Here is a 24,562-nt window from a genome sequence, read left to right as displayed (position 1 = left end):
TTAGGGTGGATTCCGCTGCGGATTCTTGCCAGATTGCATATGGCGCGACGCATTTCGCATATTTAGCGCGCGGATTTGAGGGCGATTTTGGAAGAAAGTGTAGATAATGCGCTCGACCCTTCGCGGTCGGCAATGGGGCGGGTGCCGTTGGCTCTGGCCCTCGTTCTGAGCACACCAGAATCCGCGATGTTCTTTGGCGAGGAGGCTTTCGCACGCGCCGGATGCCGGGTGGTGCGCGCCCATTCGCTGGACGAGGCGCAGTCCAAATGCATCGAACACAAGCCGGAACTCGTCGTTCTTCCGCTTCGCCTGTCGAACCAGTCGCTGATCCCTTATCTCGGCCAATGCAAGGCGCAACACGCGCCGGGGATCGTGGTGATCGCGGAAAACGAAGAGATCAACGATGCCGCGGAAGCCATGCGCGCCGGTGCCGACGACTGCCTATTCCACCCGTTTTCCTCGGCCCGGCTCACCCGAACGGTGCGCGCGGCCCTGAACCCGCGCCTGTCCGACCGCGTCTTCGACGTGACCGAAGACATGATGCCGGACCCGGTTCCGGCGACGGCCCCTGCGACGGTCACCGCCCCGCCCGAGGCTCAGGCGACGGTGACACCGCCGCACGGGCTGATCGGAAACAGCCCCGATATGCGCCGTCTGTTTCGCAAGATCGAAGCGGTCGCAAAGGCCTGCGATCCGGTCCTGATCCACGGCGAGGTGGGAACGGGAAAGACTCGTTTCGCACAGGCGATCCACGCCGGCTCCCATCGTGCCGAAGGCCCCTGCATCACGGTCAACTGCTCCGCGCTCGACGGCGGCCAGTTCGTCGAGGCGATGTTCGCGCGCGGCAGCACCGGCGCGCTCAACCGGGCCAAGGGCGGCACGCTGATCGTAGACCGGCTGGACGAACTCGACCGCGGCCTTCAGGGACGGCTCCTTCCCATCGTGTCGCGCAATGCCGACGAACGCACCCATGACGTGCGCGTCATCGTCACGCTCACCCGATCACCGACGCAGGCACTGGCCGAGAACCGGCTGCGCGAGGATCTGCTCTACAGCCTCAACGTCATCACCTTCCCGCTGCCCCCGCTGCGGCAACGCGAGGGCGATCTGGGGCGCGTCCTGATGGCCAAGATCGACGAGATTTCCGGCGAACTCGGCCGCACGCCCCCCCGCGTGGATGGCGAGGCGATGGCGGTCCTGTCGACCTATCCCTGGCCCGGCAACCTGAGCGAACTGGTCTCGACCCTGCGCGGCGTTCTGCTAACGGCGGGCGATGTGATCGGGCGGCGCGATCTGCCGCAGGAACTGATCTGGCACCATGTCGGCAACACCCGCCGTGTGCCGGGGCGCGCCAGCGACGTGCCCGCGATCAACGGTCTGGGCTCGCTCGTCGGCAAGCGGCTGGCGGACGTGGAACGCGCGGTGATCGAGGCGACGATCGCGGCCGAGGGCGGTTCGGTCCCCCGCGCGGCGAAGGTGCTCGACGTGTCGCCCTCGACGATCTACCGCAAGCGCGAAAGCTGGACGAACCCGACCTGAGCCTCAGACGAACTGTTCGCGGATCAGCCGTTCTTCAAGGCCGTGACCGGGATCGAACAGCACCTTGTGACGAATGTCCGAGGCGCTCGTCACCTCGACCGAGGTGACGACCCCGGCGGTCCGGCTGTCGGCATCCGCCATGACCGGGCGCTTTTCGGGGTCGAGCACGTCGAAGCGCACCGCCGCATCCTTGGGCAAGAGCGCCCCGCGCCAGCGTCGAGGCCGGAACGCCGCGATGGCGGTCAGCGCCAGAACATCCGCCCCGATCGGCAGGATCGGGCCGTGCGCGGAGTAGTTGTAAGCGGTCGACCCGGCGGGCGTCGCGATCAGGCACCCGTCGCAGACCAGTTCCGCGAGCCGCTGCCGCCCATCGACCGAGATCGCGATCTTCGCCGCCTGCGGCCCGGCACGCAGCATCGACACCTCGTTGATGGCGAGCTTCTCGACCACCTCACCCGCTGTCGTGGTCGCGCGCATCCTGAGGGGGTTTATGACCTCGAGCTCGGCATCCCCCAGCCGCTCTTCCAGCCCTTCGAGCGCGAATTCGTTCATCAGAAAGCCGACCGTTCCCCGGTTCATGCCATAGACCGGCACGTCCAGTTCCTGCGTCGTATGCAAGGTGTGGAGCATGAACCCGTCACCGCCCAGTGCGACGATCACATCGGCCTCGGCAGGCGCGGCGTTGCCGTAGCGCGCGGACAGATCGGCGAGCGCCTTTTGCGCACTCGGCCCGTCCGATGCCGTAAAGGCGAGTTTCGGTCCCATCTCCTGCCCTTCCTGTCCCGGCCCGTTTCCTCGGGTGCCGCTTTGCTTCCGAAAGAAACACAAGTTTCCGGTCAGCGCCAGATTTGCCGCGAATTTGACCGTTCATGTCGCCCGAGACCTTTCCGCATGTCCGGAATCGACGTATGTGACCGGCAGATGACAGTCCCAAGGAGACATGCCATGAAGGACATCCGCTCCCCCGGCTTCTTTTCCGAGCCGCTTTCCTCCCGCGACCCCGAGATCTGGGCCTCGATCACAGGCGAGCTTGGTCGCCAGCGCGACGAGATCGAACTGATCGCGTCCGAGAACATCGTGTCCGCCGCCGTGATGGAAGCGCAGGGCAGCGTGATGACCAACAAATATGCCGAGGGCTACCCCGGCAAACGGTATTACGGCGGCTGCCAATACGTCGACGTGGCCGAAGACCTGGCGATCAAGCGGGCCTGCGAACTGTTCGGCTGCGAATTCGCGAACGTCCAGCCGAATTCCGGCTCTCAGGCGAACCAGGGCGCGTTCAACGCGCTCATCAAACCGGGCGATACGATCCTCGGCATGAACCTCGCCTCCGGTGGTCACCTGACCCACGGCGCCCCGCCGAACCAGTCGGGCAAGTGGTTCAACGCGATCCAGTACGGCGTGCGCAAGCAGGACAACCTGATCGACTACGACGAGATCGAGGCGCTGGCGAAAGAGCACCAGCCCAAGCTCATCATCGCGGGCGGTTCGGCCATTCCGCGTCAGATCGACTTCGCCAAGTTCCGCGAGATCGCCGATATGGTCGGTGCCTACCTCATGGTCGACATGGCCCACTTCGCCGGTCTCGTGGCGGCGGGCGAGCACCCCTCGCCCTTCCCCTATGCCGATGTCGCGACCACCACGACGCACAAGACCCTGCGTGGGCCGCGCGGCGGGATGATCCTGACCAACAACGAAGAGATCGCCAAGAAGGTGAACTCGGCCATTTTCCCCGGCATTCAGGGCGGCCCCCTGATGCACGTGATCGCCGCCAAGGCCGTGGCGTTCGGCGAGGCGCTTCAGCCGGAGTTCAGGACCTACCAGAAAGCCGTGCGCGCCAACGCGGTGGCGCTGGCCGATCAACTGATGAAGGGCGGTCTGGACATCGTGACCGGCGGCACCGACACCCACGTCATGCTCGTCGACCTGCGCCCCAAGGGCGTCAAAGGCAACGCGACCGAAAAGGCACTGGGCCGCGCGCATATCACCTGCAACAAGAACGGCATTCCGTTCGACCCCGAGAAACCGATGGTGACCTCGGGCATTCGTCTCGGCACCCCGGCGGGCACAACCCGTGGCTTCGGCGAGGACGAGTTCCGCCAGATCGCGGATCTGATCGTGGAAGTGGTCGACGGGCTCGCCGCCAATGGCGAGGACGGGAATGGCGAGGTCGAAGCGACGGTGAAGGCCAAGGTCGCCGCCCTCTGCGACGCCTTCCCGATCTATCCGAACCTGTAATCAAGCGGTGCGGGCGGCCAAGGCCGCCCGCGCATTTTCAGCCCCGCCCCGCCGCCGGCGGGTCGCGGCGGATCGAGGGGCCAGCCCCTCGAGCACCCCGAAGTATTTGGAAAACAGAGAAGACGGACCGTCAGATCAGGCCGCGCCATCCCATGAGGGCGAGCGTGATGGCGATGACGATCAGGATGTTCATCGCGTTGCCTGCGAGCCAGTGGATCAGAACGCTCTTGCGCCGATCCCAAGCGTCGACATTTTCCAGCCAGCCCTCGGCGCGTCTGGTCCCGGTCTCGATCCGCGCATAATCGACCTGTTGGGCGAGCTTGGGGTGATCGACGCGCTCCAGTGCCTCGACCAGCACGTCGAGTTCCCGGCGCACCCAGCGCGGGATACGCCGCCCGGCTCGGCGGGTCTTGGTCGCAAGCCCATCGCCCCGGATGTCGAGCCGCTCTTCCATCAGCTTTGCCAGCCGCTCTGCGCGTTCGTGTAGGTCCATGTCCCCGCCTTTCCGCGCGACACTATGCGAAGGGTCTTTCGGCCACAACGCCCGCGCGGTAAGGGAAGGCATGCTCGCGATGGAAACATTCGGGGAGGACAACTCCCACCCGCCGATCCTGATCGTCCACGGCCTGTTCGGCTCGGGCCGCAACTGGGGCGTGATCGCAAGGCGTCTGGCTAAAGACCGGCGCGTGGTGACGGTCGACATGCGCAACCACGGCGACAGCCCGCGCGAAGAGACGCAGGATTACCCCGCGATGGCCGATGATCTGGCCCGCGTGATCGACGAGATCGGCGGCACGGCGCAGGTGATCGGGCATTCGATGGGCGGCAAGGCGTCGATGGTGCTGGCCCTCGCCCACCCGGACAAGGTCGCGCGGATGATCGTGGCCGACATCGCGCCGGTCGCCTATGCGCACACCCAGTCGCACCTGATCGAGGCGATGCAGGCGCTCGACCTTGCCGCGCTCGACACCCGGTCGGATGCCGATGCGGCACTGGCCGAAGCGGTCGAAGAGAAATCGGTGCGCGCCTTTCTGCTTCAGTCGCTCGACGTGCGGGGCAAGGCGTGGAAGCTCAATCTCGACGTTCTGGAACGCGAGATGAAGAAGATCACGGGGTTTCCCGAGGTCTCGGGCACCTATGACGGCCCGGTGCTGTTCCTTGCAGGGGCCGACAGCGATTACGTGCGCTCTGAGCATCGCGCACGGATCAAGGCGCTGTTTCCCGAAGCCCGACAGGCCAAGATCCCCGGTGCGGGCCATTGGCTCCACGCCGAAAAGCCGCGCGAGTTCGAAGCTGCGGCGCGCGCGTTCTTCGAAATCTAGACCCGCGTCGCTTCGGCCACCGCAATCGCGGCCATCGCCAGCACCGCTTCGCGCGTCTCGGCCACCGCGATGAAGCGCGCGTTGTGGCAGAATTTCGCGCCCGGCACGCCACAGGCCGCCTCGAGCGCCGCATCGGTCAGCCCGGCCCAGCTTTCCGGCAGATCGGCGCGGCTTTCGAACGTGTCCGCCCCCACCCGGATCGTGTTCAGGGCCCAGTCGCCGTCGCGCGGATGGATGACGAAAAGCATGTGATCCGCGCCCGCCTTTTCCACGGCCGAGCGGAACGGCATCCCCATCGGCAGCTCCAGCACCCGTGACGCCCCCGCCTCGGCGATGGCGGCAAGCACCATGCCCTCGGCCCGCGCCTTGGCGGCCAGCCGCCGGACCTCGGCCTCGACGAAGGCCCGCGCGACGGGAAGCGCGGCATGGAACGCCGCATCGTCGGCCTCGGGCGAGCGGTCGTCGAAGGCGGGTTTCAGGCTTTCGAGCAGGACCGGAAGCGTCAGCCCGGCCAACGGCCCGGCGACCGAGGGCGCGATGGCCCCGTTGTCCAGGAGATCGACGGGCAGGACGAAACCCTCGTCCATGCCTGCGAAAACACCCGCGCGGTCCGCCTCAGGCACCCCGAGCGCGGCAAGATAGTCGGCCCCGAACCGCGCCCAGATCAATCCGAACGAGGAATAGGGCCGACCGTCCGGGCGCAGCGGCGCCGGGCGCTGGTGGTGATCGAAAATTCCCGCCTCGGCATCATACGCGCGCCCCACGTCGTAGATGATCCGCCCCGCCATCGGCGTGATCCACGCCGCATCGCGCGAACGCACCACTGCCGCCTCGGGAAACAGCCGCGTCAGCACGACGGAGGCCAGAAGTTCATCGGCATGGAAGCCGCCCGAATGGGTGACGAGGTGCGTGATGGTCATGTGGTGATCCCGAAAATGAAACGGGCGACCGAACCGGCCGCCCTGCCTTGCCCGGAGCTGTCCGCGCTCAGTGCGTCCAGACCTGCCGACGATTGGTGGCGAAGTTGTCGCCATAGCCGCCGGGGCGGATGTTGGCCTTGCGCTTGTGAGGCTCCATCACCACGGCGTCGATGCCCTTTTCCTTGGCATACTCCACCGCCGCCTCTTTCGTGGCGAAGCGGATGCGCACCTGACTTTGCGTGTCCGACGAACTCGTCCAGCCCATCAGCGGGTCGATCTCGCGCGCCTCGTCCTGTGCGAAATCCAGAACCCACTGCTTCGTGCGGGCCTGACCGGATGTCATCGCGTTGCGGGCGGGTTTGTAGATGCGGGCGCGCATGTCTGCCTCACGGTTTGGCTATCAGAACGCGTGTTTTATCAAACAAAAGGCGGGGCCTTCGCAAGGGCAAAGGCACCCGCCTTGGGAGGGAAACTGAAAGTTGACTGCCGGCCCCGACGAGGGAGCGAGGGGTGGGGTGGGTGTTCGTCGAGGCCGACAGCCGGTCTGCTGCTTGCAAGATCAAGGTAACAACCCGGAGGAGAGGGACGCAATGAAAATCTACAACCTAAGCGACAAAATTCTCATAAAACTCTCCCTAAGGTGGTAAGAAGTTCTTAACTTCTGGGGTTGGGAAAACGACCGCTCTCGGGCCGTTCGCCAGACGGGGCGAACGGGGCACATTTCAATCGGGTCATGTGAAAAATAGGGGACTTTCAGGGGGCCGGACCACTCACCAGATCGGGGGAGATGATTCGGTTTCAGGCCGCGCGCGGGCTGAGGACGGGATGCAGGATCGGCTGCGGCACCAGACAGCGGCCCAGAAGACCGGCCTCATGCCGCTTGAGCACGTCGCGCGCGGTCTTTCCGTAGCTGCCCGAAAGGGTCCGCAACTCGGGAAACAGCGACAACACCTCTTCGCGCGCCTCGATGTCGAAGGCCGACAATCCGACGCCACCGGGATAGAAGCTTTCGCTCACCAGCCCCTCCGAGGTCAGGATCTGGTGCCGCGCGAACAACAGATGGATGTATTCGACCTCGGCCTGCGGATCGACGTAGATCGTATCGTCGTTCACAAGGTGCTTGGCCGCGGCCAGAACCTCGGACTGGCCGAAGAAAAGCTGCGCCTCCGGCCCGTCGATCAGGATGCGGTGCATCGGCGACACCAGCAGGTCGCGTTCGGGCACACCCGGCGCGATGGACCCGGCGGTCACACGGATCGGGCGCAACCGTGCGTCGGAGGCGGCCCCGGTCAGGTCGATCCGCTTGGAGCCGGCCCAGAGGATGCGCTGCACCCCCATGTCGACCGTCAGAACCTCGTCCCCCGCCCGCAGATCCTCGACGGGGCGCGGCCCGTGGGGCGTGTCGATCAGGGTGCCGCGCGTGAAACAGGGCGGCTCGTCCAGACCGTTGATCGTGATCGTGACGGTCGAATTGCCGCCAGTGGAGGTGACGTTGAATACCTCGGTCAGCGTGTCGCCGGTATCGAGGGCCTGAATGGCGGGCTGCGAATTGTCTGCGGTATAGGTCCAGACACCGTCCGAATTGATGACGAGCGTGCCGTAGCTGCCGGTCAGGGTGCCGGGCGTCCACGCCCCCGCATCGCTGCCCGCCAAGAAATTGATGTCCCCGTTCGCAACGAGGTTGCCACCGACGACGCCGGTATCCTCGGTCACCGATCCGGTCGAAGGGCGCGGGAATCCCATCAGGCAGCCTCATCCATGAAATGCGCGCGCACCAGCCCGCGTTTGCCCCGGTTTCGGTCGCCCTCGACCACCTTCTTCACCCGCCCCTGCCGGTCGAGCCGCGCGAAATAGAACGGCACGTCGGGCGGATGGCGCGCAATCTCGCGCGCAATGACGCGGCCATGCCCGAACGGCGCGAGCAGATCGATGAACCAAAGCGTATCGCCCGCCGCCCATTCGGCGGTCGTGGGTGCGATACCGTCCCGCAGCATCCGCGCCGAAACTTCGTCGCTCAGACGGGCCCAGATCAGCGCCGCCGCCGTCGCGCCGTCTTCGTTCTCGAACAACCGCACGCAGCCGTTGTTCACCGCCGGAATGAAGATCGACGCAAGCACATGGCCGGGATAGGTCCGATGCAGCGGGCAGTAGGACGCAAGGAAAGACAGCTTGCCCAAGGTGAGCATCTGTTCATTGCTGGGCGGTGGCGGACCCGTTCGGGCCGCCGTCGCGGGATGTGCCTGTCTGCTCGACATCTTCTGATGCCTCTTTTGTTTGGCCCAGACTCGCCCAAAGGCTGTATTGTGTCAACGGACCGTTCCGTTCAGTCTCATTTGCCCGGCTCGATTGTTCGATTTGTGACTTTCGCGCACGCCGCTCCCGACAAAACCCGTCAGCAGGGCGCAGATCGGTGCCCCCTTGGCCCTTGAATGAGGGCAAAAAGAGAACAACTGTGTGGGCCGAAGGAGTCTCCCATGCCCGACAGCCCCCTCACCTCGCCCACCGTCGCCCCGACCGCCCGACCCAAGCTCGAAGGCGGCATCCGGTTCCGCATGAACACCGAGTTCAAGCCGGCGGGCGACCAGCCCACGGCCATCGCGGAGCTATCGGACGGCATCAAGAACGGCGAGCAGGATCAGGTGCTTCTGGGGGCGACCGGCACCGGCAAGACCTATACGATGGCCAAGATCATCGAAGAGACGCAGCGCCCCGCCATCATCCTCGCCCCGAACAAGACGCTCGCGGCGCAGCTTTATGGCGAGTTCAAGGGCTTCTTCCCCGACAACGCGGTCGAATATTTCGTCTCTTACTACGACTACTACCAGCCTGAGGCCTATGTGCCGCGGTCGGACACCTTCATCGAGAAGGAAAGCCAGATCAACGAACAGATCGACCGGATGCGCCACTCCGCCACCCGGTCGCTCCTCGAACGCGACGACGTCATCATCATCGCCTCGGTTTCCTGTATCTACGGCATCGGGAGCCCCGAGACCTACACCGCCATGACGCAGGACATCACGGTGGGCGAGGAATACGACCAGCGCGCCATGATGAAAGACCTCGTGGCGCAGCAATATCGTCGCAACGACAACGCCTTCGACCGGGGCAGCTTCCGCGTGCGCGGCGACAGCCTCGAAATCTGGCCCTCGCACCTCGAGGATCGCGGATGGCGGCTGTCGTTCTTCGGTGAGGAACTGGAATCGATCACCGAATTCGACACCCTGACCGGGGCCAAGACCGACAGCCTCGAAAAAGTCCGGGTCTATGCCAATTCCCACTACGTGACCCCGACGCCCACGCTCCGTCAGGCCATCGAAGGCATCAAAAAGGAGCTTACCCTCCGCCTCGCCGAATTCGAGAAGGACGGGAAGCTGCTTGAGGCGCAGCGGCTTGAACAGCGCACCCGTTTCGACCTCGAAATGCTCGAAGCGTCCGGGTTCTGCAACGGGATCGAAAACTACTCCCGCTACCTCACGGGCCGCGCGCCGGGTGAGCCGCCCCCCACCCTTTTCGAATACATCCCCGACAACGCCATCGTCTTTGCGGACGAGTCCCACGTCTCGGTCCCCCAGATCGGCGGCATGTATCGGGGCGACTATCGGCGCAAGTTCACGCTAGCCGAGCACGGGTTCCGCCTGCCGTCCTGCATGGACAACCGCCCGCTGAAGTTCGAGGAATGGGACGCCATGCGCCCGCAATCCGTCTTTGTCTCGGCCACGCCGGGGAACTGGGAGCTGGAGCGCACCGGCGGCGTCTTCACCGAACAGGTCATCCGCCCCACCGGGCTTCTGGACCCGCAGGTCGAAATCCGCCCCGTCGAGATGCAGGTCGACGACCTATTGGACGAAGTGCGCAAGGTGGCGCAGGCCGGTTATCGCACGCTGGTCACGACCCTGACCAAGCGCATGGCCGAGGATCTGACCGAATACATGCACGAACAGGGCATCCGCGTGCGCTACATGCATTCGGACATCGACACGATCGAACGGATCGAAATCCTGCGCGACCTGCGCTTGGGCGCCTTCGACGTACTGATCGGCATCAACCTCCTGCGCGAGGGGCTGGATATCCCAGAATGCGGGCTGGTCGCGATCCTCGATGCGGATAAGGAGGGCTTCCTGCGCTCGGAAACCTCCCTCATCCAGACCATCGGCCGCGCCGCGCGCAACGCCGATGGCCGCGTCATCATGTACGCCGACCGCATCACCGGCTCGATGGAACGCGCGCTGGCCGAAACCGACCGCCGCCGCGCCCGCCAGATCGCCTATAACCAGGAACACGGCATCACCCCCGCCACCGTGCGCAAGAACGTCGAAGACGTGCTCGCCGGGCTTTACGCGGGCGACACCGACATGAACCGGGTCACGGCCACGGTCGACAAGGTCGGCATCGGCCAGAACCTTCAGGCGCATCTGGAGGGCCTGAAGGAAGACATGCGCAAGGCGGCGGAGAACCTGGAGTTCGAGGAAGCGGCAAGGCTGAGGGACGAGGTCAAACGTCTGGAAGCCGTGGACCTCGCCGTCGCCGACGACCCGATGGCGCGTCAGGCGGCGGTGGAGGCCGCTGGCGACAAGGCGGTCAAGGGGCGGTCGACGGCTGGGAAACCGGGGCAGCGGGCTGGACGCGGGAAGAGGCATTAGTGGAAAGGGATCACGACATCGTAGTGGAAGGATACTACGAAATTGACGAGTTCGAAGACGTTATTGGTTCCCTGAAAGCTTTGGCAGCAGCCGTGGGCGACAATCCGTCAAAGCTAGAGGTGAAATGGTCCTTTCTCGCGGCTCACAGTGCGTTGCAGGGTGCCTGCGTTTGCATACTGACCGACACTCGCGGTCTTGGCGCGCTGACGAGGGATTCCGAGAAGGCACTCTCGGAGTATCTTGAAGCAAGATCTCAAGAAGCGATGCGTAATGCGGTCGGCGGGAAGCCCATTACAATTCCGTTGCCTGCGTACCCCGAAACGCGGATGGCAAACCTGAGAAACCTTGCTAGGCGTCTGCCGGATGACGTCCGTTTCAACGTCGCAAATTCAGGTGAACGTTCAGAATCCGAGGAGGATGAGCATCTCACGCTCCTTAGCCGCTGGCGAGACGAATTCACTCACTATCCACCCCAGAGCTGGTCAATCGAAGTAGCATTCGTAGTTCCAATTCTTGAAACCACAATCTCGAAGATCGAGCAAATCTCAAGCCATCGAGCCTACAAAAGGTTCAATCGATTCAGCGAAACTGAAATTGAAGCCTTAATCGGCTCAATCCGCAAAACTTTGAAAGCGTTTAAGAAGACCTAGTGATGGAGCTAGAACCAGCTGTACAGGATTGCTGCACGGTCTGCCCGAATTCTAGATCGACCAAGTAGTTTTTTCTTAATGCAATTTCCATCCGGCCAAGTTGACCAAGTAAACTGCGGCATAGTCGTGTCTTACGTTTTGGCCGATTTCAGAGATAGGCCACCCACACGGAATCAAGGCCGCAAGGCCGCCGTGCGAGCGCCTGCCCGTCCCGTCGCACCAAAGGTGCGCCGAGAATAGTCGGCACCCCTATGGCGTGACGGGCTGGCGCTTCTCAACCACCTGCGCCCACGCCGACCCCGGCAATGACACGGCCCCATAAAGCGCCCCGCTCAACCGACAAAAGCGCCACCCCACGGACAGGCGCGCGCACGGCTCCGCCCCTGGCACGACCGTCAGAAAGCCCCACGCATTTTTGCTGCGCACCTTCGGTGCGACCTCGCTGCGCACCTCCGGTGCGACGGACAGGCGCCGCTCGCGCCTCCCCCCCGAAACGCATTCGTGATTTGCCAGCCGCCCCGCCGCGACCACCAATGGCGCAGTTTCAACCCATGCAACGAGCCGCCAGATGATCTCACGGATCGCCCCCTTCGCCTTCGTCCTCGCCGTTGTCCCGGCCTTCGCTCAGGACCATTCCGCGCATATGTCCCACGGGTCCGACGACCCCGCCACGGCGGCCTATATGGCCGCGAACGACGCCATGCACCGGGACATGGCCATCGAATTCACCGGCAACGCCGATGTGGATTTCATCCGGGGCATGATCCCGCATCATCAGGGCGCGGTGGCGATGGCGCAGGCCGTGCTCGCCCACGGCACCGATCCCGAGGTCCGCAAACTGGCCGAAGCCGTCATCGCCGCGCAGGAGGCGGAAATCCTATGGATGCGCGACTGGCTCGCCGCCAACGGTGGTTGAGCCTCGCGCCCGCGCCCCAGATCTCTTCGAACCACGGGAACCCGGCGCGCAAGGGCGAACGTGTCCGCGCTCTCCACGCCAAATGACCCGGCGAAAACCCGCCCAAAGCCCGCCTGTGCAGCGCGCGCGATCTACCGAATGTGACTGGCGTCGCGGGCGCGCTTTTTCTAGCGTATCGGAATGACCCGACTTCTGCTCGCCGCCCTCATCGCCTTCGCTCCGCTCACCGCCAGCGCCGACATCACGGCGTTCTGCCGGGTGCTGCCCGGCACCAACGCCAACCAATGCGCCTGCGCGACCGAGAAGCTCAGGGCACAGGCCTCGGCCTCGGACTTCGCGCTCTACGATGCGGTCGCGACGGGGTACCTCAGGAACCGCTCGACGGGTCAAGCATGGCTTGCGGCCTGGCGCGCATCGGTCAAGTCGGTCGCGGCGCAGAACGGGATCGAACTCACCGCGTTCAAACGCCAGCTCGACAGGATCGGCGATCTGCACCGCGCGCTCGGCGACAGCTGCAAGTAACGTAAAACGGAAAACCCCCGCACCGACCGGCACGGGGGTTCGCCTCTGAAATCGTCGTAATCGGTCTTACGAGTCGTCTTCCGGCGGATTGACGTCGATGGTCGGCACTTCGACCTCGGCGCTTTCCGTGTCGACGTCCACGTCGACATCCGGCACTTCGACCTCTTCCGTGGCGGTGCCGACTTCGACCTCGCCCACCTCGGCGTCGACTTCCGGCAGTTCCCCGCCGTCGACCGAGACGTCGACATCCGGCAGAGCGCCGTCTTCGGTCACGTCGAAATCCACCATGAACACCGCGAATGCGATGGCGACCAGGGCCACGAGGCCCAGGATGACTCCACCTGCTTTACCCATTGTTCGTATCCTTCCAGTCTCTGTTCCATTGCTATGGTTCTGCCCCACAAACCAAATCCCCCGCTGAAAGGTTCCAACTTCGCCGAAAGCCCCGCCGGGCCCGCACTGGCCCGCGCCACAAAAAAACCCGATTCCCGTGCAATTCTTGTCGCCGACACTCAGAAAACAGGTCTCGCTGCCATGAAATACGCTATCGCCCTGATCGCTCTTCTGCCCGCCGCCGCGCAGGCCGGATCGACGGAACTCTGCATGGACATGGGCGCAAGCTCGTCCAAATGCTCCTGTGCCACCACCACGCTCAACAGCAACATCACGCTGGAAGAACGCGCGCTCTACGACTCGGTGGGCGACACGTTCCTGTCCGCCAAATCCGGCGGGTCCGACGTGTCGGAGGCTTGGGAAACCGCGTTCTCGACCGTCGCCGCGCAGAACAACATGACCACCGAAGATCTGCTGCTCGACATGGCGAGCGTGGGTGAAAAGCACGAAGACGCCATCTCGTCCTGCCAGTAGGCACCACCAACCCTTCGGCTTTCCTTTCAGGGGCTTGCGCGCTACACCATTGGTGCGCCAGCCAGTGCACGTCGATCTGACGCGCCCGCCCGCGTGCATCCACGCACGAGGACCTGATGACAAAGACCGATCCCATCCGCCCGACCGATGACGAGGCCCGCAGGCTGGCGCGCGATCTGATCGACAGCGCCCGTTTCGCGGCCCTCGCCGTGCTCGTAGACGCACGCCCCTTCGTGACCCGCGTAGCCCTTGGCACGACCCCGGACGGCGCGCCCCTGACCCTCGTCTCCGACCTCTCGGCACACACGCGGGCGCTGCGTGCTGCACCGCAGGCCTCGCTCCTGGTCGGAGAGCCGGGCGACAAGGGCGATCCGCTGACCCATCCCCGCCTGACGCTCGACTGCACCGCGCGGTTTCTGGCCAAGGACGACGCCCTGCGCGCGCATTATCTGGCCACCCACCCCAAGGCGAAACTCTACATCGATTTCGCGGACTTCAACTTCGTCGGGTTCGAGGTGGAGGCCGGCCATCTGAACGGCGGTTTCGGCAAAGCGTTTCGCCTCACGCCCGCCGACCTCGCGCCCACTGGACAGCCCCCCGCGCCGGGCGCATGATCGGCCCCATGAAACCAGTTCTCGCCGCTCTCGCCGCCCTTGTCGTGCTGTCCGCCTGCACCGAGCAGGATATGTGCATCTACCGCAACACGCAGGATCTGCGCGCCGCGGAAAGCCGCATTCAGGAACTCGAAGGCAACGTCGCGCGGGGCTACGCCATCCATCGCACGACCGAGCCCTATACCTATACCGGGGTATGTCGCGACAAGGACGGCAAGCCCTATGAATGCACCAAGACGGATTTCCGCACGGTCGAGAAACCCGTGTCCATCGACATCGCGGACCAGCGCGCGCAACTCGCGGCGTTGCGGTCCCAGCTTCCCGCGCTTCAGGAAAAAGCCAACCTCGCCCGGTCTCAGTGCGCCCAGCTCTACCCCGAGTGACGGCGATCGTCATGGGGGCGGCGGTCTGGCCCGGCGGCGTGGCCTCGCCCGCGCTGAGACGGCGCACGGAACGCGCGGGGCGTCTGCTTCTCGACGGTCAGGTGCAGCAGATCATCGTCACGGGCGGTGTCGGTGACATCCCTCCGGCCGAGGCTGACGTAGCGGCAGGTATCCTCGCCGAGATGGAGGTGCCGGCAGACCTCGTCCTGCGCGATACGCGGTCGACCACCACCTTCGAGAACCTCGTCGAGGCCCGCCGCATGTTGCAAGCCGGCGAAACGGTTGTCGTCGTCTCGGATGCCTTCCATTTGCCACGATCCGTCCTGACGGCTCGCCGGCTCGGACTAGCCGCATCCGGCGAGTCGACATCGCTAAGCGGCGCAAATCCTTGGCGAATCATCCGGGCTGCTTTACGTGAGGTGCTGGCGCTGATCTGGTACGGAATACGGCCAATTCCGGGCGACATTTTGTCCTGAACCTGTCGAAAACACTACAACCGGTAAGGGAATCCTTACCCGGTCCTTCGCCTGCAAGCCTTGATCGGACACAGGGTCAGGATACACTGGCAGTGCTGCCACTCATTGACCGACATGACCAACATATGGCCTCGAATACACGTTCAGGACGACGCCCGCGCCTTTTTCCGACTTCGGATCGCGTTCGGGCTTCTCGGTGTCCTGCTGCCCCTGCTGCTCGCCGCAGCCGGATTGATCGCTGACGGTCGCGTTCAGCCGACAATATCCGACTTTTTCCACACGACTCAACGTGACCTTTTGGTCGGGGGTCTGGTGGCTATCGGTACCTTCCTTGCCGTGCATCGCGGGATCAAGCGTTACCGGGGGCGTTGGATTTCGCCCGACCTGATCGCCATCGTCGCGGGACTGGCCGCGATCGGCGTCGCCTTCTTCCCGAATGAAAGCGACACGGTCACCACCTTCACCCAGCACGCGCTCGGGTTGGATGTATCGCCCGCCTTTCACTATCTGTCGGCGGTCCTGCTTTACCTGATGATGTCTTTCACCTGTTTCTTCGTCTACGCGCCCGACGCGGGCGAGAGATGGGAAAAACGGTTCTACCTCGTCTCCGGCGCGATCATCTGGTGCACGGGCTGGGGCGTCATGATCCTGTCCAACATCAAGAACGGCGGTGACGGCTGGCTGGCGCAGTTCATCCAGAACAACAACATCGTCTACTGGGACGAAAGCCTTGGGGTCTGGGCCTTCTCGATCTCATGGATCCTGAAGGCCGTGCTGGAGCGCCGCCGCGAGACCAGACAGGGCCACATGAGGCTTCATCGTCTCGGGGCCTTCTTCGGCCTGCGCGCGCGGCCCGGCCGCCCCGGGCCCCGTCCCGGCTCCGGCACGCTCGACACATGGATGACGCGGACCTTCCGGGCGATCCGCCGCCTGACGGCACCGCGCGGAACGCCGCCGCAGACCGCACAGGGGCAGCCGCTTCGCACGTCGGTTCAGACCACGATGGACCGGCACCGCCGCGTCGTCGACCGCCCGGCCCTGCGAACGGGTCGGCGCACCGCCCCGAAACGCCGCGCGGGCTAGGTCCGGGTCTTTCCGGTCAGAACACCGCCGCCACGTCATACATCACCGGCTCGAAGCTGCGGCACAGGTCGTTGATGACGCGGTTGCGCTTGCGCATCTCGTCCGTGCGCAGCATCGCCTGAAAATCCTCGCGCTTTTCCCACTGCGAATAATTCGCGATCCGGGTCTGCGCGTCGTTCACATGCAGGCCCGCCGCGATGAAACCCGGCTGTTTCGAGATGAACGACTCGTAGGCGTCGGTCAGCAGGTCGACGAGGTCCTGACACGTGCCGGGCGTCGTTTCGAACGTGGTCAGGACGGTCTGGCGATCCTGCGACATGGCGATGGTGGGCATGAAATCCTCCTTGGCTGAGGCAAGCCTAGCACCGACCGGACACCCGTCAAACTCAGTCGAGGATTTCCTTGAGCAAGTATTTCACCTTGTCGGTGGTCGAATACTTTTTCCGGTATCGCCTGCCCTTCGATTTCTTCCGCTCGGGCTTTTCCGGGCGGCGCTGGTCGCGCGTCGATGCCTGCGGCTGGCGCGTGGGCTTGGGGGCCTTGGTCTTGACCGGGCGCGGCTCGGGCCGCGGGTCCGGGTCGGGCAGGACCACGGGCGGGCGGACCGCTTCGATCAACGTCTCCAACTCGCCGCGATCGAGCCAGATGCCACCGCAGACCTCGCATCTGTCGAGCGTCACGCCGTGACGGTTCACATGCTCCATCTCGCGGGCACAGTTCGGGCAGATCATGCGGCTCCTCCTTCGCTGGAGTGCTGCATGTGGGGACGAAAAAGGCGGGCCGCAAGCGACCCGCCTCTCCTCCCGTGGTGCTCAGAGCCCCCTCAGCGCACCACGTGGACCGAGCATGGCGCGTGGCGTACGACGCGCGCAGCGGTGCTGCCCAGGAAATAATCCTGAAAGCCCGGCCGGTGTGAGGCCACGACGATGCAATCCACGCCGTTCTTGGCGGCATAGTCGACGATCGTGTGGCCTGCGTGACCCTCGATCACCACCACGTCGACCCCGACCTCGTCCTTGATCTTCTCGGCCAGCGTGGCTTCGATGTCCTGCACGTTATGGGCCATCTGACCCTCGGGCAGATACTGCGCGACATAGGACGGAATTTCCTCGACCACATGCAGCGCGGTGATCTTGGCGCCGTCTTCCGAGATCGCGTGGGCGATTTCGAGCGCGGTCTTGCTGTCGCGCGTTTCGTCGAAGGTGATGGGCACAAGGATGTTCTTGTACATGACTGGGTCTCCTGTTGCGGTTATCTTCTGATACCTGCGCTCAGACGTGCGTCGCCATGACATAGGTCAAGAAAAACGCTAGCGCATGGTCCCCTCTCCCCCAAACGAAAACGCCCCCGGACGATGCCGGGGGCGCTGATCCGCGTGCGTGGCGCGGCGCGTTAGAACGGCAGGCCGACGTAGTTTTCGGCCAGCGTGATCCGGGCCGCTTCCGAGCCGAGGAAATAGTCCAGCTCGGTTTCTTGCATCTTCTGCTCGAACTCCGGGTGATACGGGAACTGGTGCAGCATCGAGGTCATCCACCAGCTGAACCGCTGAGCCTTCCACACCCGGCGCAGCGCGGTTTCGGAATAGCTGTCCAGCCCCGAAGCGTCGCCTTCGTCGTAATAGGCGATCATGGCGTGATAGAGGTAGTAGATGTCGCTCGCGGCCGAGTTCAGCCCCTTGGCCCCGGTCGGCGGCACGATATGCGCCGCGTCACCTGCGAGGAACAAGTTGCCATAGCGCATCGGCTCACACACGAAGGACCGGAGCGGCGCGATGGATTTCTCGATCGACGGGCCGGTCTCCAGCCGCGCCGCCACATCCTCGGGCAGTCGGGCCTTGAGCTCGTCCCAGAACCGCTCGTCCGACCAATCCTCGACCTTGTCGTCCAGCGGCACCTGCACGTAGTAGCGGCTGAGAACCTGACTGCGCAGCGAACAGAGCGCAAAGCCCCGGTCTGATCGCGCATAGATCAGCTCGTCGTTCACCGGCTTGGTTTCCGACAGGATGCCGAGCCAGCCGAAGGGATAGACCTTTTCGTATTCGCGGATCTGATCGGCCGGGATCGACTTGCGGCTGACGCCGTGGAAGCCGTCGGCGCCCACGATGAAATCGCAGTCCACCCGGTGCGTTTCCCCGTCCTTCTCGTAGGTCAGATAAGGCGCGTCGGTGGTCAGGTCGTGCGGCTGCACGTTGTCCGCGTCGTGGATGACCTTGCCGCCGCGGGCTTCGCGGGCATCATACAGATCGCGCGTCACCTCGGTCTGGCCGTAGACCATCACCGTGTCGCCGCCGGTCAGACCCTTGAGGTCGATCCGATGTTCGACGCCGTTGTCCGAAATGACGACACCGTCATGAATCTCGCCCTCACGGTCCATCCGCTCGCCCACGCCCGCTTCGCGCATGAGATCGGTGAACCCCTGCTCCAGCACGCCCGCGCGGATGCGGCTCAGCACATATTCGCGCGACTTGCGTTCCAGCACGACGCTGTCGATGCCCTTGAGGTCCAGAAGCTGGCTCAGGAGCAGCCCGGACGGGCCGCCGCCGATGATGCCGACTTTCGTTTTGATGGTGGTCATGCGTTTCCTCCTCGTATCTGTGCGATAGATGCCCGCGCGCTGCGGCGTTTTGAATGGACCGACCCGTCCGAAACAGGTACGGATCGAACATGAGCCGCATTGACAACTTCAACCTGTTCGGAGAGCTTTCGGACCTTCCCGATGTCGTCCATTGCGAGACGATCGAGGTGCGTTCGGCCTTGCATGATTGGGAATTGACGCCGCATCGGCACGGGCGGCTTCACCAGTTTCTCATGCTGCATCGCGGCGCCGCGCGGGGCCGTTTCGATGACGCGGAGGTGGACCTATCTGACAATACGGTGGTGAACGTGCCCACCGGCTGCGTGCATTCCTACAGCTTCGAACCGGGCACCGAGGGCTGGGTCGTCACGGTGGCGAGCGAGGTTCTGGACGAATGGCTGGCCGAAGGTGAGGGCCTGCGCCCTGTCCTGTCGAACCCGGCGCAGGTGCCGGGAAACTTGGACATCCGCGACACGATCACGGCGATCTTCGACGAATACGAAACGCGCGATTTCGGGCGCGCCCATGTGTTGCGCGCGCGGATCGCTTTGCTCGCCGGTCTGGTGGCGCGCGCCATAGCGGGCGACGCGCCCGCCGCGCTGTCGTCGGACACAACACTCCAGCGCCGGTTCGAGGCGCTGGTGGAAGCCCATTTCACCGAGCATCTGGCGGTGTCCGACTATGCCGACCGTCTCGCCGTCACGCCCACGCATCTGAGCCGGGTGATGCGGCAGGCCACGGGCCGCCCCGCTTCCGGCGTGGTCACGGATCGCATCATCCGCGAGGCGCGCCGCAACCTCGCCTATTCCAACCTGTCGGTGTCGGAAGTCGCCTATGCGTTGGGCTACCAAGACCCCTCGCATTTCAGCCGGGTCTTTTCCCGCGCCACCGGACTGTCGCCCCGCGCGTTCCGGAGCCAGATCGAGGCGCGGGGCTGATCGGCAAATTCTCCGCTAAAGCCTGTCGCGGAGCGAGAACCAGAGCATCGCAGCCACGAGCAGAGGCGTGCGCAAAGCCGCCCCACCCGGAAACCGCCGGGTCGGCACCTCGGCCATCAGGTCGAACCGCCCCGCCTGACCCGCGACCATCTCGGCCACCAGCTTGCCCGCCAGCGTCGCGATGGCGACGCCCTGCCCGGAATAGCCCGTCGCGGAATAGATGTTGGGCGCGAGCCGCGCGAAATGCGGCATCCGGTTCATCGTGATCCCCAGCGTCCCACCCCAGGCATAGTCGATCCGGGCGTCAGCGAGTTGCGGGAAGATCTCGCGCATCGGCTTGCCCGCCTTGGCCGCGATATTGTCGGGGAAGCGGTAGCCGTAGCTTTCGCCGCCGCCGAACAGCATCCGTTTGTCCTGTGACAGCCGGAAATAGTTGATGACGAACTTGCTGTCCGCGACCGCGTGGTTCCCCGGCAGCAAGTCGTCCGCGAGATCGCCTAAGGGTTCGGTCGCGACGATGAAATTGTTGATCGGCATGACCTTGTCCGCCACACGCGGCTCAGCCCGGCCCATGTAACCGTTGGTCGCCCAGAGCACATGGTCGGCGGTGACACGGGCGGTGTCGGTCTCCACCACAGCCGGATCGCCCTCGCTCACGCGCATGACGCGGCTTCGCTCATAGAGCACCGCGCCTGCATCCCGCGCCGCACGGGCAAGGCCCAGCGCGTAAGCGAGCGGGTGCAAATGGCCCGCGTTCATGTCGATGGAGCCGCCGTAATAGGCATCCGAAGCGCAAAGCGCACGCAGCTCGTCCCGGTCGAGCGCGCGGATGGCGTCGTAGCCGTAGTCCTCGTTCAGCTTGCGCACATAGGCATGGCTCTCGGCCACGTAACGCACTCGGTGGTCGGCGTGGATCACCCCCGGCGCGAAGCCCGCATCCGGGGCGTAACGCGCCGCATAGCTTTTGGTCAGGTCGACCGCCTCGCAGGCCAGATCCCACAGCGCGCGGGCGCGCTCATGGCCGACCATCTCCTCCAGCACGTCCTGATCCTGCCGCTGCCCGGTGTTCACCTGCCCGCCGTTGCGGCCAGACGCGCCGAACCCCACGCGCTGCGCCTCCAGCACCACGACCCTGAGCCCGGCTTGGGCCATGTGGAGCGCCGCGGACAACCCGGTGAACCCGCCACCGATGATGCAGACGTCCGCACGGATGTCGCCCTCTGCGGGCGGCATCGGGTCCAGCGGGGGTGTGCTAGCCGCGTAGTAAGACGCCGGGTATTCGCCCGGTCGGTCATTGGCGGTGAGAATGTCGAGACGGGTCAAAAAACGCCCTCCGGATTGCGCCCGGCCCAAGGGTGGGCGTTCGCGCCCGCCCTGGGGGCGGGTCGGGCGCGATCCGGATCGCCGCATGCGGCGATCCGTCTGGCTCGTGTCAGTCGGCAGTTTCCATCAGGCCCGCGTCCTTGACGTTCTTGTAGGCCTCGTCGAGCGACTTCACGGCCCGCTCGTAAAGCGTGTCGATGTCCGATTTCGTCATCACCAGCGGCGGGGCCACGATCATCCGGTCGCCGACATGGCGCATGATCAGGTTGTTGGCAAAGCAGCGTTCCCGCGTCTTGTAACCGACGGTTCCGGCAGGGGCTTTGAACGGCTTCCTCACCGACTTGTCGGCGGTCAGCGCGAGCGAGGCCATCATGCCCACGATGGTCGTCTCCCCCACGAAGGGGTGGTCGGCAAGCGAATGCCATTTCTCGGCCAGATACGGCGCGGCCTCGTTCTTCACGTGGTCGACGATCTTCTCTTCTTCCATGATCCGCAGGTTTTCGAGCGCCACGGCCGCGGCGACCGGGTGGCCGGAATAGGTGTAGCCGTGCGCGAATTCGGCCGAGTCGATCACCTTAGCCACCTTGTCGGACACCAGCGATCCGCCGATGGGCGCGTAGCCCGACGACAGGCCCTTGGCGATCGTCATGATGTCGGGCTGAATGTCGTAATACTGCGAGCCGAACCATTCGCCGGTGCGCCCGAAGCCGGTGATGACCTCATCCGCGATCAGCAGGATGTCGTACTTGGCGCAGATGCGCTTGATCTCGGGCCAGTAGGTCTCGGGCGGGATGATCACGCCGCCCGCGCCTTGGATCGGTTCGGCGATAAAGGCCGCGACGCGATCCTCGCCCAGTTCCTCGATTTTCGCTTCCAGCTCACGGGCGCGCATCAGGCCGAACTCGTCCGGGCTCATGTCGCCGCCTTCGAGATACCAGTAGGGCTGGCCGATGTGGACGATATCGGGGATCGGCATCCCGCCCTGCGCGTGCATCCCGGCCATACCGCCAAGGCTGCCGGAGCCGACCGAGGTGCCGTGATAGGCGTTCTTGCGGCTGATGATGACGTGTTTGTTTGGTTTGCCCATCTGGTCCCAGTAGCGGCGCACGAGACGAATGTTGGTGTCGTTCGCCTCCGACCCGCCCGAGGCGAAAAAGACGTGGTTCAGATCGCCCGGCGCAAGCTCGGCCAGCTTCTGCGCCAGCGCGATGGCGGGCACATGCGTCGACATGAAGAAGGTGTTGTAATAGGGCAGTTCTTTCATCTGCCGGGCCGCCACTTCGGCCAGTTCATCGCGCCCGTAGCCGATGTTCACGCACCACAGCCCCGCCATGGCGTCGAGGATCTGCTCGCCCTCGCTGTCGGTCAGCGTGACGCCCGAAGCGCGGGTGATCACGCGCGCGCCCTTGGCGGCCAGTTCGTCGTTCGCCGTGAACGGGTGCATGTGGTGCGCCGCGTCGATCGCCTGAAGCTCGGCGGTGGGCATGTGATTCGTGATTTTGTTCATGGGGTGCTCCGGTTCGCGAACGGGGGGCGGAAAAGTCGCGTTCACAATATGATCAAATTTTGGACTGTCAACGCGAAGGCCGCGTCATCATCCGGCATCACTGAGGGTCGAGGTCACCTGCTTGATCCCCTGCAAGATGTCGCCCCGGATCGCCTCGGCGCAGGCATCGGCATCGCCCGCCCGCATCGCCGCCAGCGCCTCGCGGTGCTTGTCGGGGAGGTTGGCTGTGCCCGCGCGCCCCAGCATGACGCGCAAGGACGGGCCGGAACGCAGCCAGAGCATCTCGGATATCTGGAGCAGCACGTCCGCCCCCGATGCCTGATACAGCCGCGTATGGAACAGCCGGTTGGCCTCGAGGTAATCGCGCACGTCTCCGCGTTCGATGGCGTCATCGACCCGCGCATCCAGCGCCTCGAGCTCGCGGATCGCGGTGTCGTCCAGATTTTCAACGGCGCGGCGCGCCAGTTCCGGCTCCACCGACAGGCGCACGAAGGCAAGCTCGTCATAGGTGGCCGCGTCCATCTCCGGCACCGACACGCGGCGGTTGCCCTTGAACTCCAGCGCACCCCGCGACGTAAGCCGCCGGATCGCCTCGCGCACCGGGGTCATGCCCAGACCAAGCGTTTCGACCAGCCCCTGAATCGTGACCGCCTGCCCCGGCGCCAGTTCGCCATGAAGGATCATGTCGCGCAGCGCCCGGTAAGCGCGTTCGTGGTCGGGCAATTTCTCGGTCGAAGCGTTCACATCAATTCCTCTGGCGCCAGGCATCTGGCCATTGCGTTTGGCGGCTTGGCCGATAGTCTCAACCCCGATCACCGGAAGGGCTTGCGCTTGACCGGCTTGCCGACAACAGTCACTTTTGATCAAATAACGCGAAAATCGGACCAGAGTCCAACAAGGGAGACGAAAATGAAAACCACATGGGTGACCATGACCGCCAGCTTCGCGCTGATCGCAGGGAGCGCGATGGCCGAAGAGGTGCGGGTCTACAACTGGTCGGACTATATCGACGAAGAGCTTCTGACCAAGTTCGAGGAAGAGACGGGCATCGACCTGATCTACGACGTGTTCGACTCGAACGAAGTGCTCGAGACCAAGATGCTCGCGGGCGGGTCCGGCTATGACGTGGTGGTGCCGACCGGCACCTTCCTTCAGCGCCAGATCAGCGCCGGCGCCTTCCAGAAGCTCGACAAGACACAACTGCCCAACATCGAGAACATGTGGGACGTGGTTTCGACCCGCACCGACAAGTACGACCCCGGTGGCGAATACGCGATCAACTACATGTGGGGCACCACCGGCATCGGCATCAACACCGGCAAGGTGGCCGAGGTTCTGGGCGACGACGCCCCGACCGATAGCTGGGCGCTCGTCTTTGACCCCGCGAACATGGAAAAGCTCGCCGAATGCGGCGTCCACTTCCTCGACGCGCCCGCCGAAATGATCCCGGCGGCCCTGAACTACATCGGTGAAGACCCCGACAGCCACGACCCCGACGTGATCGCCAAGGTCGAAGAGGTCTATTCGGGCATCGCGCCCTACATCCAGAAGTTCCATTCGTCCGAGTACATCGAGGCGCTGGCCAACGGTGACATCTGCGTCGCGGTCGGCTGGTCGGGCGATATCCTTCAGGCCCGCGACCGCGCCGCCGAAGCCGACAATGGCAACGTGATCGAATACGTCGTGCCGAAGGAAGGCGCCCAGATGTGGTTCGACCAGATGGCCATTCCGGTCGACGCCCCGAACCCGGAAGGCGCGCACAAGTTCCTGAACTTCATCATGGACGCGCAGAACATGGCCGCCGCGTCGAACTACGTCTACTACGCCAACGGCAACAAGGCGTCGCAGGAGTTCCTGCTCGAAGACGTGATCGGCGATCCGGCGATCTACCCGAGCGAAGAGACGCTGGACAACCTGTTCACCACGACGCCCTATCCGGCGGACGTGCAGCGGGTCGTGACGCGCCTCTGGACCAAGATCAAGTCGGGCACCTGAACCTGACCTGCCCCCCGCGCCGCCAAGAGCGCGGGGGGTTTTCCTTTCTGCCTCG

29 protein-coding genes are annotated in these 24,562 nt (G+C 64.5%); 14 read left to right on the top strand and 15 right to left on the bottom strand.

The window, feature by feature from the left end:
• Window positions 1–87: 87 nt before the first annotated feature.
• The gene (locus tag FCT00_RS08700) at window positions 88–1,539 is read left to right on the top strand and encodes a sigma-54-dependent transcriptional regulator (RefSeq protein ID WP_138422690.1); all 1,452 of its coding nucleotides are present in this window, start codon (window positions 88–90) and stop codon (window positions 1,537–1,539) included.
• 3 nt (window positions 1,540–1,542) lie between these two features.
• Here FCT00_RS08700 and FCT00_RS08695 read toward each other — a convergent pair whose 3' ends face one another.
• Window positions 1,543–2,304: an NAD kinase gene (locus FCT00_RS08695; protein WP_138422689.1), complete on the bottom strand. Its 762-nt coding sequence runs from the start codon at window positions 2,302–2,304 to the stop codon at window positions 1,543–1,545.
• Between the two features lie 180 nt (window positions 2,305–2,484).
• Here FCT00_RS08695 and glyA point away from each other — a divergent pair, with 180 nt between their 5' ends.
• Window positions 2,485–3,777 carry a serine hydroxymethyltransferase gene (gene glyA, locus FCT00_RS08690; protein WP_138422688.1) on the top strand — a complete coding sequence of 431 codons (1,293 nt, stop codon included), beginning with the start codon at window positions 2,485–2,487 and terminating at the stop codon, window positions 3,775–3,777.
• A 130-nt stretch (window positions 3,778–3,907) separates the two neighbouring features.
• On the opposite strand, the gene FCT00_RS08685 is transcribed toward glyA, so the two are convergent.
• Entirely contained in the window at window positions 3,908–4,270 is a 363-nt protein-coding gene (locus FCT00_RS08685) for a hypothetical protein (protein WP_138422687.1), read from the bottom strand.
• A 70-nt stretch (window positions 4,271–4,340) separates the two neighbouring features.
• Here FCT00_RS08685 and FCT00_RS08680 point away from each other — a divergent pair, with 70 nt between their 5' ends.
• Window positions 4,341–5,099, top strand: a complete 759-nt coding sequence (locus FCT00_RS08680; RefSeq protein WP_138422686.1) for an alpha/beta fold hydrolase — start codon at window positions 4,341–4,343, stop codon at window positions 5,097–5,099.
• On the opposite strand, the gene FCT00_RS08675 is transcribed toward FCT00_RS08680, so the two are convergent.
• From FCT00_RS08675 to FCT00_RS08660, 4 genes are all read right to left on the bottom strand, one after another.
• Complete coding sequence (locus FCT00_RS08675) at window positions 5,096–6,019, bottom strand: MYG1 family protein (RefSeq protein WP_138422685.1); 924 nt, start codon at window positions 6,017–6,019, stop codon at window positions 5,096–5,098. The two genes, FCT00_RS08680 and FCT00_RS08675, sit on opposite strands and share 4 nt — an antisense overlap.
• Window positions 6,020–6,086: 67 nt before the next feature.
• The gene (locus FCT00_RS08670) at window positions 6,087–6,398 is read right to left on the bottom strand and encodes an ETC complex I subunit (RefSeq protein ID WP_008335118.1); all 312 of its coding nucleotides are present in this window, start codon (window positions 6,396–6,398) and stop codon (window positions 6,087–6,089) included.
• Between the two features lie 419 nt (window positions 6,399–6,817).
• Window positions 6,818–7,762 carry a Hint domain-containing protein gene (locus FCT00_RS08665; protein WP_138422684.1) on the bottom strand — a complete coding sequence of 315 codons (945 nt, stop codon included), beginning with the start codon at window positions 7,760–7,762 and terminating at the stop codon, window positions 6,818–6,820.
• A complete protein-coding gene (locus FCT00_RS08660) occupies window positions 7,762–8,274 on the bottom strand; it encodes a toxin-activating lysine-acyltransferase (RefSeq protein WP_138422683.1) in 513 nt (170 codons plus the stop codon). Before FCT00_RS08660 ends, FCT00_RS08665 begins: the two co-directional genes overlap by 1 nt.
• Before the next feature lie 219 nt (window positions 8,275–8,493).
• Between FCT00_RS08660 and uvrB the strand changes: the two genes are divergently transcribed.
• The 4 genes from uvrB (at window position 8,494) to FCT00_RS08640 (ending at window position 12,747) form a co-directional block, all read left to right on the top strand.
• Window positions 8,494–10,659, top strand: a complete 2,166-nt coding sequence (gene uvrB / locus FCT00_RS08655) for an excinuclease ABC subunit UvrB (RefSeq protein WP_138422682.1) — start codon at window positions 8,494–8,496, stop codon at window positions 10,657–10,659.
• Entirely contained in the window at window positions 10,659–11,309 is a 651-nt protein-coding gene (locus tag FCT00_RS08650; RefSeq protein ID WP_138422681.1) for a hypothetical protein, read from the top strand. Before uvrB ends, FCT00_RS08650 begins: the two co-directional genes overlap by 1 nt.
• Before the next feature lie 568 nt (window positions 11,310–11,877).
• On the top strand, window positions 11,878–12,225 hold the full coding sequence (gene copM, locus FCT00_RS08645; protein WP_138422680.1) for a CopM family metallochaperone: 348 nt from the start codon (window positions 11,878–11,880) through the stop codon (window positions 12,223–12,225).
• Between the two features lie 180 nt (window positions 12,226–12,405).
• Window positions 12,406–12,747, top strand: coding sequence for a hypothetical protein (locus FCT00_RS08640; RefSeq protein ID WP_138422679.1), 342 nt, complete (start codon window positions 12,406–12,408; stop codon window positions 12,745–12,747).
• A 66-nt stretch (window positions 12,748–12,813) separates the two neighbouring features.
• On the opposite strand, the gene FCT00_RS08635 is transcribed toward FCT00_RS08640, so the two are convergent.
• A complete protein-coding gene (locus tag FCT00_RS08635) occupies window positions 12,814–13,101 on the bottom strand; it encodes a hypothetical protein (protein WP_008335107.1) in 288 nt (95 codons plus the stop codon).
• A 180-nt stretch (window positions 13,102–13,281) separates the two neighbouring features.
• Here FCT00_RS08635 and FCT00_RS08630 point away from each other — a divergent pair, with 180 nt between their 5' ends.
• The 4 genes from FCT00_RS08630 to FCT00_RS08615 all read left to right on the top strand — a co-directional run bounded on the left by FCT00_RS08630 (window position 13,282) and on the right by FCT00_RS08615 (window position 15,087).
• A complete protein-coding gene (locus tag FCT00_RS08630) occupies window positions 13,282–13,614 on the top strand; it encodes a hypothetical protein (RefSeq protein ID WP_040885329.1) in 333 nt (110 codons plus the stop codon).
• 116 nt (window positions 13,615–13,730) lie between these two features.
• On the top strand, window positions 13,731–14,228 hold the full coding sequence (locus FCT00_RS08625; protein ID WP_138422678.1) for a HugZ family pyridoxamine 5'-phosphate oxidase: 498 nt from the start codon (window positions 13,731–13,733) through the stop codon (window positions 14,226–14,228).
• Window positions 14,229–14,236: 8 nt separating this feature from the next.
• Window positions 14,237–14,611: a hypothetical protein gene (locus FCT00_RS08620; RefSeq protein WP_138422677.1), complete on the top strand. Its 375-nt coding sequence runs from the start codon at window positions 14,237–14,239 to the stop codon at window positions 14,609–14,611.
• A complete protein-coding gene (locus tag FCT00_RS08615; RefSeq protein ID WP_235888970.1) occupies window positions 14,608–15,087 on the top strand; it encodes a YdcF family protein in 480 nt (159 codons plus the stop codon). The genes FCT00_RS08620 and FCT00_RS08615 overlap by 4 nt, the downstream gene beginning before the upstream one ends.
• Before the next feature lie 102 nt (window positions 15,088–15,189).
• Here FCT00_RS08615 and FCT00_RS08610 read toward each other — a convergent pair whose 3' ends face one another.
• Window positions 15,190–15,429 carry a hypothetical protein gene (locus FCT00_RS08610; protein ID WP_138422676.1) on the bottom strand — a complete coding sequence of 80 codons (240 nt, stop codon included), beginning with the start codon at window positions 15,427–15,429 and terminating at the stop codon, window positions 15,190–15,192.
• Between FCT00_RS08610 and FCT00_RS08605 the strand changes: the two genes are divergently transcribed.
• Window positions 15,400–16,170, top strand: coding sequence for a hypothetical protein (locus tag FCT00_RS08605; protein WP_138422675.1), 771 nt, complete (start codon window positions 15,400–15,402; stop codon window positions 16,168–16,170). The two genes, FCT00_RS08610 and FCT00_RS08605, sit on opposite strands and share 30 nt — an antisense overlap.
• 16 nt (window positions 16,171–16,186) lie before the next feature.
• On the opposite strand, the gene FCT00_RS08600 is transcribed toward FCT00_RS08605, so the two are convergent.
• The 4 genes from FCT00_RS08600 to pobA all read right to left on the bottom strand — a co-directional run bounded on the left by FCT00_RS08600 (window position 16,187) and on the right by pobA (window position 18,744).
• Window positions 16,187–16,504 (bottom strand): antibiotic biosynthesis monooxygenase family protein, encoded by a 318-nt coding sequence (locus FCT00_RS08600; protein ID WP_008335093.1) that lies wholly within the window; start codon window positions 16,502–16,504, stop codon window positions 16,187–16,189.
• Between the two features lie 52 nt (window positions 16,505–16,556).
• The gene (locus tag FCT00_RS08595) at window positions 16,557–16,901 is read right to left on the bottom strand and encodes a TFIIB-type zinc ribbon-containing protein (protein ID WP_008335090.1); all 345 of its coding nucleotides are present in this window, start codon (window positions 16,899–16,901) and stop codon (window positions 16,557–16,559) included.
• 92 nt (window positions 16,902–16,993) lie between these two features.
• Window positions 16,994–17,401 (bottom strand): universal stress protein, encoded by a 408-nt coding sequence (locus FCT00_RS08590; protein WP_008335089.1) that lies wholly within the window; start codon window positions 17,399–17,401, stop codon window positions 16,994–16,996.
• Between the two features lie 161 nt (window positions 17,402–17,562).
• Entirely contained in the window at window positions 17,563–18,744 is a 1,182-nt protein-coding gene (pobA, locus tag FCT00_RS08585) for a 4-hydroxybenzoate 3-monooxygenase (protein WP_138422674.1), read from the bottom strand.
• Window positions 18,745–18,833: 89 nt separating this feature from the next.
• Here pobA and FCT00_RS08580 point away from each other — a divergent pair, with 89 nt between their 5' ends.
• Complete coding sequence (locus tag FCT00_RS08580; RefSeq protein WP_138422673.1) at window positions 18,834–19,682, top strand: helix-turn-helix domain-containing protein; 849 nt, start codon at window positions 18,834–18,836, stop codon at window positions 19,680–19,682.
• Window positions 19,683–19,697: 15 nt separating this feature from the next.
• Here the strand turns inward: FCT00_RS08580 and FCT00_RS08575 are convergent, their stop codons facing one another.
• From FCT00_RS08575 to FCT00_RS08565, 3 genes are all read right to left on the bottom strand, one after another.
• Window positions 19,698–21,005, bottom strand: a complete 1,308-nt coding sequence (locus FCT00_RS08575; RefSeq protein WP_138422672.1) for an NAD(P)/FAD-dependent oxidoreductase — start codon at window positions 21,003–21,005, stop codon at window positions 19,698–19,700.
• A 109-nt stretch (window positions 21,006–21,114) separates the two neighbouring features.
• On the bottom strand, window positions 21,115–22,512 hold the full coding sequence (locus FCT00_RS08570; RefSeq protein ID WP_138422671.1) for an aspartate aminotransferase family protein: 1,398 nt from the start codon (window positions 22,510–22,512) through the stop codon (window positions 21,115–21,117).
• Between the two features lie 87 nt (window positions 22,513–22,599).
• Window positions 22,600–23,280 (bottom strand): GntR family transcriptional regulator, encoded by a 681-nt coding sequence (locus tag FCT00_RS08565; protein WP_171042943.1) that lies wholly within the window; start codon window positions 23,278–23,280, stop codon window positions 22,600–22,602.
• A 141-nt stretch (window positions 23,281–23,421) separates the two neighbouring features.
• Between FCT00_RS08565 and FCT00_RS08560 the strand changes: the two genes are divergently transcribed.
• The gene (locus FCT00_RS08560; protein WP_138422670.1) at window positions 23,422–24,507 is read left to right on the top strand and encodes a polyamine ABC transporter substrate-binding protein; all 1,086 of its coding nucleotides are present in this window, start codon (window positions 23,422–23,424) and stop codon (window positions 24,505–24,507) included.
• The last annotated feature ends 55 nt before the right edge of the window (window positions 24,508–24,562 follow it).

The sequence above is a fragment of the Maritimibacter alexandrii genome (assembly GCF_005871115.1).
Classification (GTDB): domain Bacteria; phylum Pseudomonadota; class Alphaproteobacteria; order Rhodobacterales; family Rhodobacteraceae; genus Maritimibacter; species Maritimibacter alkaliphilus.
The sequence above is the reverse complement of the archived record's forward strand: the minus strand, read 5'-3'. Positions and strand labels throughout refer to the sequence as shown.